The organism is Streptomyces sp. SA15, from assembly GCF_002291145.1.
Taxonomy (GTDB): Bacteria; Actinomycetota; Actinomycetes; order Streptomycetales; family Streptomycetaceae; genus Streptomyces.
This window is the reverse complement of sequence record NZ_NTGE01000098.1, coordinates 1-9,596: the sequence shown is the minus strand read 5'-3', so window position 1 is coordinate 9,596 and position 9,596 is coordinate 1. Positions and strand designations below refer to the sequence as shown.

Genomic DNA, 9,596 nt, shown 5'->3' with positions numbered 1-9,596 from the left:
GCCGGTCGAGCGCGGCGTCGCACGACTGAAGTCCTGGCGGATCTTCCGCAGGGCACGATGCAGCCCGAATCGAATGTCGTCAGTCGCCGCGGCCATCCTCACCCTGGAGCGGCTCCGCTGAAAACGCTCATTGATTGGAGCTTCAGAGGCGCTTGACGGCAGTAGTTGACGGCAACGGCGGCGGACACCTGGTGTCCGCCGCCGTTGCCGTACGTATGTCAGGGTTGGTCGAGGACGCGGCCGAGGAGGTCGATGGCATCGCGCTGGAGCCGGAGTCTGACGTGGGGGTAGACGGTGGCGGTGACGCCGATGTGGACGTGGCCGAGGAGTTCTTTGATCACAAGGCTCTTAAGAAGTGGGCTTCGGAGCAAAACCCGTAGCATCGTGCGAAATGAAATGAGATGCGAATGTCGTCGGACTGGATTGTCGAGATCGTCGAGTGCGGTGACCTTGTGCAGGATGATGACGAGGTCACTCCTCCGGAAGAAGCCGAGCGCCGCTGGAATCGGTACGTCGAGTTGGCTGATTCGGTGACTGGAGACGAGGGGCCGGACGGTGTTGCCGCCATCGTTTCCTCCTTGAGAGCTGAAGAGGATTACGGGGCCTACCAGGCGGCGCATGCAGCCTTGAGTCGCTTCCCTTGCTCGGACCTCGGTAAGGGAGTTGCCATGGCTGCTAGAGAACTTGTCTCTATCCCGACGGGCGGAAGTGGGAATGTTCTGCTGATCCTGGCCCGCGCGGGCTCCGTTGCCGTGAGTAGTTTCAACGAGGCTATGCAGATGGTTGATGCTGATGTGCGACGAGAAATACGCGAGCTGGTGGATTTTCATGAGTCCGAGGAGTGGCTATCTGAGGAAGGCGTTCGAAACGTTCTCCTGGCGCCACGGGCATAGCCTGTAGGGGCTGTCTCGAAAGTCCCACCAGCCTGTTGCTGGTGGGACTTTCGAGCATCTTGACGGCAATGCCGACGGCAACACGGCCGTACAACAAGGCACTTCCATGCACACCAGCGGACAGGCGAATTGACTCTCAGCGGACCCTGTCTTGCGCGACCGGGCCATCCGTGAGGCCGGGGAGGTCGTACGCGCGGCGCATCGCGGAGTCGCCGGTGGCTGACGGGTCTGAATCCATGCTTCGCGTACCCGGGTGGCATGGCACGGTGGGGGTGATGTTCACGAGTGGCTCCTGGGGATGCGTTCGCCGCGGCTGACTGCGATGCGGAGGGTGTCGGACAGGGACTCCGTCGCCCTGGTGAGGGCGAAGCGCACGGCTCGTTCGCCGGCCTTGGGGTCGGCGAGTACGGCTCTGGCTCCTGCTAGTACCTGTTCGCCCGAGTCCAGTTGGGCTTCTTCCACGTCGTCGGCGAGGAGGGAGAGCCTGCTGTGGTCGTTGTCGGTGCTGAGGTAGCAGGGTTTGCCGTCGGGGGTGGTCCAGGGCAGGAGGCGGAGGGTGTCGGAGGGTGGGGCCGAGCTGGGGCGGGTGCTCACCTGGACACCTCCACGCCGTGGATCCGTCGGGGTCCTACGTCGATGCCGTATGTGGCGAGCCACAGGGCGCGACGGCGCTGTCGTTGGAGTCTGCGTTTGCGCCGGACGTCCGTGGTCGGCAGCAGTGCGCAGACCGCTGCCATGAGCAGCAACTTCCCGAGTGCCGCCATACGTTCGCCCATCCCTTGCGCTCCTCGTCGTGGTCGATCGGTGTGTGACGAGCGGTGATTACCGTTCGTGTCTCGATCGTCACTGGTTGCGCGTACGCTGCGGAAGAGGGCTGGCGTTGTCCGGGCGCCAGGCAACGGTGAGGGGTGACATGACCGAACACCCGGTCGCAGAAGGGGAGTCGAGGCGCGCGGCTCTCGGGCGGACGCTGCGGTTCCTGCGGGAGAAGGCGGATAAGTCGCTGGGGCAGCTGGCGGAGGAGACGGCGTACGACAAGAGCTATCTGTACCGCCTGGAGAAGGGGGAGCGGCTCTCCAAGCGGGCTGTCATGGAGGACCTGGACAGGTATCACGGCTCCGGTGACCTGCTGGTTCGCCTGTGGCGGGATGCACGTAAGGAGGTGATCAAGGACAAGTACAAGGCATTCATGGACCTGGAGGCGACGGCTCGGGTCATGTGGTTGTTCCAGCTGCGGGTGCCGGGAGTGCTGCAGACCGAGGACTATGCCCGTGCGGTGTTGTCAGGGTTGTCCGGAGCGCAGACAACGGCCGGCAACGGCGAGGAAGTCGAAGAGCAGGTGGCCTTGCGCATGGGACGGAAGGAGCTGCTGTACCGCGATCCGGCGCCGAGCGTGCGTGTGATCCTGGACGAGGGCGCGCTGCGGCGCCCGGTTCCTGACGCGAAGGTGTGGACGGACCAGTTGTCGCATCTGGTGGACGCGGCGGAACTTCCCAATGTCGCGCTCCAAGTGCTGCCCTACGCGGCCGGTGTGCACGACCTCATGGACAGCCATCTCTGGCTCCTCTGGCAGCGAGTCGGCGACCCCGTCGCCTACGTGGAAGGCAACGGATTCGGCGAACTGATCGACGATCCGGACAAGGTCTTGTCCTTTCGCTTGTCCTACGATCTCGTCAGGGACGCGGCTCTGACTCCCGGGGAGTCGACGGCGTTCATCAAACGCCTTCTGGAGGAGTGCAGATCATGAACCGAAACCCCGACCTGACCACCGCTGTGTGGCGCAAGTCGTCCTACAGCGACGGGGGCGGCACGAACTGCGTCGAGGTCGCCGACGGCTACACCGACCTCATCCCCGTACGCGACAGCAAGGTGCCGGACGGTCAGGTGCTGGTTTTCGGGGCGACATCGTGGGCGTCATTCCTGGCACAGGTCAAGGGCGTATAGCGGTGATTCATGTCGGCCATTCCCTCCCCCCTCCTGTGCCAGCAACGGCCCGGTAGTTCCAGAGTGGGTGCGGGCTGTCGGTGCGGTGGTGTGTGATCGGGGATATGGCGATTGTGTTGGGCAGGCCGGGAGTCGACGGGCTGAGCGAGGCAGTGGGTGTGGTGCGGGAGTGGCAGTACGACGGGGCGCCGATGCAACTGCATCCGGGGGACCTGGGCTGGTTCTGGCGGTTCGGTGCGGAAGCGACGGCCGCGGCGGTCCGGACGTGGAGCCGGGACGGACGGATTCTCGCCGTCGGGCTGCTGGACGGTCCCCGGCTGTTGCGGCTGACGATCGCGCCGGACGCTCAGCGGGAGGAGGAACTGGCGCGGCAGTTGGTTGAAGACGTGACCGAGCCGGAGCGCGGCGTGCTGCCCGAGGGGAGGGCGAACATCGAGGCGCCGATGGGTGCACTGGTCCAAGAGCTGCTGTTCGAGGACGGCTGGAACGCCGACGAGCCGTGGACGCCGCTGCGCCGCGACCTCACGGAGCCGGTGAACGACCCAGGCGTGCGGATCGAGGTGGTCGGGCCGGAACAGGCGCATGTGCGGACCGCCGTACAGCGGGCGTCGTTCGACGGGTCGAGGTTCACGGACCAGCGCTGGCACGCGATGGCGGCCGGATTGCCGTACGCCGACGCCCGGTGTCTGGTCGCGTACGACGACCAGGACAACGCGGTGGCGGCGGTGACGGTGTGGTCGGCCGGTCCGGGGAAGCCCGGGTTGCTCGAACCGATGGGCGTGCACCGGGAACATCGCCGTCACGGCTACGGCGAGGCGATCACCCTCGCCGCGGCGGCCGCACTCCAGGAGCTGGGCTCGTCGAGCGCGATCGTCTGCACCCCGAGCTCCAATGCCGGCGCCGTCGCCACCTACAAGTCAGCCGGCTTCCGGCAACGTCCCGAGGTCCGGGACCGATACCGGGACGCCTAGCTAGTCCCTGACGAACGGGGCCGTGTCCAAGGTGGGGTACGGGGCCGGGAGGGGGAGGGGCTCGCCGAGGTCGACCTTGGTGTCGGTGGCGTAGTAGGCCTCGGTTGGGTCGTCGCCGGGGAGGACCGGGTCCGTGTAGCAGTGGGCCGTCTTGGAGTGACGGTCGATGAGGACGTAGACGGGGACGCCGGCGGCGGCGTAGGTGCGGAACTTGGGGCCGGTGTCGGTCTCGTGGTTGGCGGAGGTGACCTCGCCGACCAGGGCCAGCATGTCGATGGGGTACCAGCCTCCGTGGACTTTGCGGTAGGACTCGTCCAGCTCGGTGGGCTCCCGGCGGCACACGGAGAAGTCCGGGACGACCAGAGCCATGGTGCGACCGTCGGGATGGGCGGCGCGGAAGCCATCGCCTGCGGCTGCGCTGTCGATGCCCGCCAGATGGAACTGAACGATCAGCTTCGCAGCGCCGAGGTTGTGCCGACGATCCGCTTGAGGAGGCACGATGCCCGTCCCCTCGATGTATTCCGCCCGAATCGGCATCGGTGACGCTGCCTTTTCGAACGCGATCAACAGGTCGATGGGGTCCACCTGCGGCATGACCGTCTCCATGATCGGTTCGGCGCTCATCGCTGTTCTCCTCGTCGCGCTGGTGCCAGGCTACGCCTGCGTGGGTGCCCCGGCAGAACGATGGGGCACCCCGCGCGCTCCCCGCGCCGGAATGCCCCGACCGTTCACTCGAACGAGTGTGCTGAACCGTTCCGTCCGTGCTTCCCCTACTTCGACACGCTCGGCGGCGTAAGCGGCGTAGCCGCCTGCGCCTGCGGAGACCCCGTGTTGGAGTACGCCGACGGGGGCGCCATCCCCGCCGTCGGGTCCGCGTCAAGGTCGCCGTCCACCGGGACAGCCGGGCCGCCCACGATCGGGATGTTCGCCGCGTCGAAGGCGCGCTTGATGCGCCAGCGGAGTTCGCGTTCGACCGTGAGGGCCTTGCCCGGCATTGTCTTCGCCGAGACTCGGACGACCATCGAGTCCAGGAGCACGCTGTCCAGGCCCAGGAGCTCGATCGGGCCCCAGAGGAGTTCGTTCCAGGGCTCCTCCTTGCTCATCTTCTCGCCGACCTCGGCGATGGTCCGCTTCACCTTGTCCAGGTCCTCGTCCGAGCGGACGGTCACGTCCACTCCGGCCGTGGCCCAGCCCTGGGAGAGGTTGCCGATGCGCTTGACCTCGCCGTTGCGGACGTACCAGATCTCGCCGTTGTCGCCGCGGAGTTTCGTGACGCGCAGGCCCACCTCGATGACCTCGCCGGACGCGACACCCGCGTCGATCGTGTCGCCTACGCCGTACTGGTCCTCCAGGATCATGAAGACGCCGGAGAGGAAGTCCGTCACCAGGTTGCGCGCGCCGAAACCGATCGCCACGCCCGCGACACCGGCGGAGGCGAGGAGCGGGGCCAGGTTGATCTCGAAGGTGCCGAGGATCATCAGACCCGCGGTGCCGAGGATGATGAAGCTGGCCACCGAGCGGAGGACCGAACCGATCGCCTGGGAGCGTTGGCGGCGGCGTTCGACGTTGACGAGGAGACCGCCGAGTGCCGTGCCGTCGACCGCCTGGACCGTGCGGTTCATGCGGTCTATCAGCTTGGTGATCGCCCGCCGGACCACGACTCTCAGAACCGCCGCTATCACCAGGATCAGCAGGACCCTCAGGCCGATCGCGAGCCAGGTGGACCAGTTCTGCTCGATCCAGCTGGCGGCGTTCGTCGCGCTCTCCTGGGCGTCCTGGAGCGTCGGCACCGGCGGGGTCGACGTCTCGGACGGGGACGGCGACGGCGATGGGCCGGCGGCCAGTAGGGCGGCGGACAAGGACACGGCAGGTACCTCCAGGTGCAGCGGTCCGCCCCACCGGCAGAGGTCAGAGGTCGTTCGCGGCCGTTCAAGGTCACGAAAAGGTCACCGGTAGGGCAGGTCCACCACACTATCCGGACATCGTGTGTGGATCGGTGTGATGTCCGGGGGAGGGAGCGCGCTCATCTGGGGATGAACAGGTGGGATGAACTGCTCATGATCCTGGGGATGAATGAGATGTGGTCGAAAACACTCCCAGCCCGTTACCGGGACATGGTGGCGCTTCCACCAGGCATGAGGGGAGACTGACTTACGAATCGTCCCGGCGCGAGCCACGCGCCGCCGGCGTCCAAGGAGGCCATCCGTGCCGCAAGTCCTGGTCCTGAACGCGTCGTACGAGCCGCTCGGCGTCGTACCGCTCCGCCGCGCGCTCGTCCTCGTCCTGGAGAACAAGGCCGTGTGCCTCGAGGAATCCGGCGCCTATCTGCACAGTGCAACCGTCACAGTCCCCGCACCCAGCGTGGTCCGGCTCAAGCGATTCGTGCGGGTTCCCTACCGGGGGCCCGTTCCTCTGACCCGTCGGGCGCTGTTCGCCCGCGACGGGGGCCGGTGCATGTACTGCGGTGGCGTCGCAACCAGCGTCGACCACGTCATCCCGCGCAGTCGCGGGGGCAAGCACGTCTGGGACAATGTCGTCGCGTCCTGCCGTCGCTGCAACCACGTCAAGGCCGACCGCCATCTCTTCGAGATCGGCTGGCGCCTGCGCCACAAACCCGCTCCGCCCACCGGCCTGGCCTGGCGCATCATCGGGACCGGCCATAGGGACCCGCGCTGGCTGCCGTACTTGCAGCCGTACGGCGCGGACGACGCCTTGGCCCGGATCGACGGCATTTCCGCCTGAGGATCCGGGCTTTTGCATACCCGGTGACATTCGGTGACCGACATTCGGTGACCCCGAGGGGCCCCACGTCCAGCGCGACGCGGGGCCCCTCGGGGTGCCCGCCCCCGTGGTGTCAGTCCGCCCGCGCCCCCCGTACGGCGTACAGCGCTCCGCCCACCACGAACGCCCCCAGCGCCATCGCCCAGGCGCCCGTCTCGCCGCCCGGCCGCACCGGCCACGCCCACACCGTGACCGCGCGCCCGTGCGTCCCGGCCGACCCCAGGTACACCGCGCTGACGTAGCCGAAGGCCGGCAGCCAGCTCAGCCGGGCGCCGAGTACGGCGGCCGCGGCCACGGTGACGCCCGTGCAGCCGAGCGTGTTGCGGATCATGGCGGGCGGGCCGAACACGGACGGGTGCCCGAGCACCGCCACCGCCAGCAGGGCCGCGGCGAGCGCGGTGAGGGCCAGGAGATGGACCAGCCGCCGCTGCCACCAGGGGCGTGCGGCCGTACGGTCCAGCTCGTCGGACGCCGTGCGCAGGCTCGACCCGATCACCGCGGCCGCGAACAGCGGGGCCAGCGCCACGACCGGCACCCGCCGGTCCGGATCGACGTAGGCGTCCAGGCCGTGTGCCGCCCATACGGCGAGGCCGGCCGTTGCGAGGAGCACGGCGAGGGCGCGCGGGACGGTGCGCGAGCGGGCGTACAGGAGCAGACCGGCGGGTGCGGTGCCGGTGTGGGCGCGGGTACGGGCGCGGAGGAGAAGGCCGTCGGTCACAGCGTCGGCACCTTCCCCGGGTCGCACTCGTCCACCGTCGCGAAGTACGCCGACAGCCAGGTACGGCGCTCCTCTTCGCCCATCGCCTCTAGGCGGGCGCGGGCCGCGAGCCGGGCGTCGAGCCTGGCGCGGTCGGCCCGGCTCCCCTCGGCGAGCAGCTCGTCGAAGTACTTCTCCACCGGCTTGGGCGCCAGATAGTGCTCCACGGCGTCGTCGACCGGATCCAGACGCGGGTCCAGCTCATCGCACCAGCTCCGGCCGATCAGCTTCATCCCGGCCTCCCACGCGTACTGCTCCGGATCGGTGAGCCGTCCTCGTACGACGCTCCAGCCGATCGGCGTCACGATCGGCAGCTGAACCTCGTCCCGCGCCGGCCGGGCCGGCAGGTCCTGGTACCGCACCGGCAGGTTCCGTACGCCCTCCAAGCGGTCCGTCAGACCGGACAGGGCATCCGTGACCTGCGGCAGGAGGCGCTCATAGCGGGCGTTCACACAGACCTGCGGGGTCGTGGAGGTGTCGCACACCTGGCGGCGGGCGAGCGGGCTGGTGTGCCACAGGCCGTCCCCGGTCTGCACCAGCAGTGCGCCCGCGGCGGTCGCTGCGGCCAGTGGGAGCAGGGCGGTCCAGCGGCGGCGGGCCGCGTAAGCCAGGACCGCGGCGGCCGCGAGACCGCCCGTCCACACCACCAGCGTCACCGGCTGCCACCACACGGGGACCGAGTCGGTCGAACCGTCGAGGACGGGCGACAGGTACCGCACGGCGCGCCGACTGTCGTAGGCGAGGAAGCCGAGGACGACGTACGCGCCCGCCGCCAGCAGCGGTGCCGCAAACCGCCAGGCCACCAGCCGTCCCACGACCTGGCCCATCACAGTGGCCGCCGCGAGTACGACCGCGTCCGTGAGCGGCGCGATCAGGTACGGGCTGTCGCCGGTGGCGCAGTACCAGGTGGCGAGCAGGGCGAGGCCGGCCGCGATCGCGTACCCGGCGACCACCCAGAGCGCCAGCGGCAGGGCCGACGCGAGGAGCCGGGCGAGGGTGCCGCGGGCGGCCGTCGCCAGCAGCTCCTCGGTACCGCGTCTGCGCTCGCGTCCGCCGTGCCAGCAGCCCGCGGCCAGGGTCAGCGGGACGCAGAGCAACCCGGACACGATGTGCAGCTCGTCGCGGGTCTCGGCCCAGCCGCCCTGCCACTGCTTCGAGTCGACGGCCAGCGCGACCGCGAGCGTCAGCAGGACGGCGGCGCCGACCCAGGGCGCGAAGCCGCGGACGGCCTCGGCGCGCAGAGGGTGGTGCGGGGGGTGGTGCGAAACGCCCTGCTTCCGGTCTTCTCTCTCCGCGACGAGGGTCATCGCGCCGCCCCTTCCAGGCCACGGTGGGCGCGCAGTGCCGCCGTATAACCGCGCTCGATGGGGTTGTCGCCGACCCCGCCCGCCGACTCGCCGAGTGCGGCGAGCGACTCGGGTGTGCCCCGGTAGGCGACCCGGCCCGACTCCACGAGGGTGACCTCCGTGCAGGCCGCCGCCACGTCTTCCACCAGGTGCGTGGAGACGATCACGGTCGACGAGACGCCCAGCTCGCGCAGCAGCTCGCGGAACTCCACACGCTGCTCCGGATCGAGGCCGGCGGTCGGCTCGTCGAGCAGCAGCACGTCGGGCTCGTTGACGATGGCCTGCGCGATGCCGACGCGGCGGACCATGCCGCCGGACAGCGTCTTGACCTTGGCGTCGATGCGGTCGGCGAGGCCGACACGGGCGACGGCCCGTTCGACGGCGGCCGGGGTCCCGGCGGCGGGCATCTCCTTCAGCCAGGCCACGTACGCGACGAATTCCCGCACCGTGAATCCCGGGTAGTACCCGAACTCCTGCGGCAGGTAGCCCAGCCGCCGCCGCACCGCGGCCCGCCGCCGGTGGTCGCGGACGTCGTCCTCGAGCAGCTCCACCCGGCCGCCGTTCGGGGCGGCGACCGTGGCGAGGACCCGGATCAGCGAGGTCTTGCCGGCGCCGTTCGGACCGAGCAGGCCGTGCACGCCGGGGCCGAAGTCGAGGTCCACCGATTCGAGGGCGACGGTTCTGCGGTGCCGGACGTGCAGTCCGGTCACTCGTATCGTGCTCAACGGTTCTCCAGGTGGTCGTAGGCGGGACGGCGGGCGGCCAGCAGCGCGGCGCACAGGACGGCCGCAGCCGTCCAGCCGCCCTGCGCCGGGGTGCCGTCGAGGCAGTACGAGAGCTGCTCGGACAGGCGGGCCGTCAGCCGGCCGCCCGGGGCGGCGAGCGCCGGGGCGAGTACGGCGCA

The 9,596-nt window shown here is 69.3% G+C and carries 13 protein-coding genes and 2 pseudogenes; 7 read left to right on the top strand and 8 right to left on the bottom strand.

Features of this window, described 5'->3' with window-relative positions; all coding sequences use genetic code 11:
* The 3 genes and pseudogenes from CLM62_RS20075 to CLM62_RS50105 form a co-directional block, all read left to right on the top strand.
* Positions 1–121, top strand: a pseudogene (locus CLM62_RS20075) (IS5/IS1182 family transposase); the annotation flags it as partial.
* Between the two features lie 31 nt (positions 122–152).
* Positions 153–380: a hypothetical protein gene (locus CLM62_RS50110; protein WP_179382156.1), complete on the top strand. Its 228-nt coding sequence runs from the start codon at positions 153–155 to the stop codon at positions 378–380.
* A 27-nt stretch (positions 381–407) separates the two neighbouring features.
* Positions 408–893, top strand: coding sequence for a hypothetical protein (locus tag CLM62_RS50105; protein ID WP_179382155.1), 486 nt, complete (start codon positions 408–410; stop codon positions 891–893).
* A 279-nt stretch (positions 894–1,172) separates the two neighbouring features.
* Here CLM62_RS50105 and CLM62_RS20065 read toward each other — a convergent pair whose 3' ends face one another.
* Both CLM62_RS20065 and CLM62_RS20060 read right to left on the bottom strand, forming a co-directional pair.
* Positions 1,173–1,487 (bottom strand): hypothetical protein, encoded by a 315-nt coding sequence (locus tag CLM62_RS20065; protein ID WP_095751277.1) that lies wholly within the window; start codon positions 1,485–1,487, stop codon positions 1,173–1,175.
* Positions 1,484–1,669, bottom strand: a complete 186-nt coding sequence (locus tag CLM62_RS20060; RefSeq protein ID WP_095751276.1) for a hypothetical protein — start codon at positions 1,667–1,669, stop codon at positions 1,484–1,486. Before CLM62_RS20060 ends, CLM62_RS20065 begins: the two co-directional genes overlap by 4 nt.
* Positions 1,670–1,806: 137 nt before the next feature.
* Between CLM62_RS20060 and CLM62_RS20055 the strand changes: the two genes are divergently transcribed.
* The 3 genes from CLM62_RS20055 (at position 1,807) to CLM62_RS20045 (ending at position 3,808) form a co-directional block, all read left to right on the top strand.
* Positions 1,807–2,640 (top strand): helix-turn-helix transcriptional regulator, encoded by an 834-nt coding sequence (locus CLM62_RS20055; protein ID WP_095751275.1) that lies wholly within the window; start codon positions 1,807–1,809, stop codon positions 2,638–2,640.
* Complete coding sequence (locus CLM62_RS20050) at positions 2,637–2,837, top strand: DUF397 domain-containing protein (RefSeq protein WP_095751274.1); 201 nt, start codon at positions 2,637–2,639, stop codon at positions 2,835–2,837. The genes CLM62_RS20055 and CLM62_RS20050 overlap by 4 nt, the downstream gene beginning before the upstream one ends.
* A gap of 104 nt (positions 2,838–2,941) precedes the next feature.
* Complete coding sequence (locus CLM62_RS20045) at positions 2,942–3,808, top strand: N-acetyltransferase (protein WP_095751273.1); 867 nt, start codon at positions 2,942–2,944, stop codon at positions 3,806–3,808.
* Here the strand turns inward: CLM62_RS20045 and CLM62_RS20040 are convergent, their stop codons facing one another.
* Both CLM62_RS20040 and CLM62_RS20035 read right to left on the bottom strand, forming a co-directional pair.
* The gene (locus CLM62_RS20040) at positions 3,809–4,432 is read right to left on the bottom strand and encodes a Uma2 family endonuclease (protein ID WP_095751272.1); all 624 of its coding nucleotides are present in this window, start codon (positions 4,430–4,432) and stop codon (positions 3,809–3,811) included.
* A 146-nt stretch (positions 4,433–4,578) separates the two neighbouring features.
* A complete protein-coding gene (locus tag CLM62_RS20035; protein ID WP_095751271.1) occupies positions 4,579–5,673 on the bottom strand; it encodes a mechanosensitive ion channel family protein in 1,095 nt (364 codons plus the stop codon).
* A 340-nt stretch (positions 5,674–6,013) separates the two neighbouring features.
* Here CLM62_RS20035 and CLM62_RS20030 point away from each other — a divergent pair, with 340 nt between their 5' ends.
* On the top strand, positions 6,014–6,550 hold the full coding sequence (locus CLM62_RS20030) for an HNH endonuclease (protein WP_095751270.1): 537 nt from the start codon (positions 6,014–6,016) through the stop codon (positions 6,548–6,550).
* Between the two features lie 112 nt (positions 6,551–6,662).
* Here CLM62_RS20030 and CLM62_RS20025 read toward each other — a convergent pair whose 3' ends face one another.
* The 4 genes and pseudogenes from CLM62_RS20025 to CLM62_RS20010 all read right to left on the bottom strand — a co-directional run.
* A complete protein-coding gene (locus CLM62_RS20025; protein WP_257003945.1) occupies positions 6,663–7,307 on the bottom strand; it encodes a hypothetical protein in 645 nt (214 codons plus the stop codon).
* Complete coding sequence (locus tag CLM62_RS20020) at positions 7,304–8,653, bottom strand: hypothetical protein (protein ID WP_095751269.1); 1,350 nt, start codon at positions 8,651–8,653, stop codon at positions 7,304–7,306. Before CLM62_RS20020 ends, CLM62_RS20025 begins: the two co-directional genes overlap by 4 nt.
* Positions 8,650–9,417, bottom strand: a complete 768-nt coding sequence (locus CLM62_RS20015; RefSeq protein WP_257003944.1) for an ABC transporter ATP-binding protein — start codon at positions 9,415–9,417, stop codon at positions 8,650–8,652. Before CLM62_RS20015 ends, CLM62_RS20020 begins: the two co-directional genes overlap by 4 nt.
* Positions 9,414–9,596, bottom strand: a pseudogene (locus CLM62_RS20010) (zf-HC2 domain-containing protein); the annotation flags it as partial. The pseudogene CLM62_RS20010 and the gene CLM62_RS20015, both read right to left, overlap by 4 nt.

Excerpts from the sequence above, each read along its gene's own strand:
- CLM62_RS20045 (WP_095751273.1), top strand. The coding sequence starts at position 2,942 with ATGGCGATTGTGTTGGGCAGGCCGGGAGTCGACGGGCTGAGCGAGGCA.
- CLM62_RS20020 (WP_095751269.1), bottom strand. The coding sequence starts at position 8,653 with ATGACCCTCGTCGCGGAGAGAGAAGACCGGAAGCAGGGCGTTTCGCAC.
- CLM62_RS20040 (WP_095751272.1), bottom strand. The coding sequence starts at position 4,432 with ATGAGCGCCGAACCGATCATGGAGACGGTCATGCCGCAGGTGGACCCC.
- CLM62_RS50105 (WP_179382155.1), top strand. The coding sequence starts at position 408 with ATGTCGTCGGACTGGATTGTCGAGATCGTCGAGTGCGGTGACCTTGTG.
- CLM62_RS20055 (WP_095751275.1), top strand. The coding sequence starts at position 1,807 with ATGACCGAACACCCGGTCGCAGAAGGGGAGTCGAGGCGCGCGGCTCTC.
- CLM62_RS20050 (WP_095751274.1), top strand. The coding sequence starts at position 2,637 with ATGAACCGAAACCCCGACCTGACCACCGCTGTGTGGCGCAAGTCGTCC.
- CLM62_RS20060 (WP_095751276.1), bottom strand. The coding sequence starts at position 1,669 with ATGGGCGAACGTATGGCGGCACTCGGGAAGTTGCTGCTCATGGCAGCG.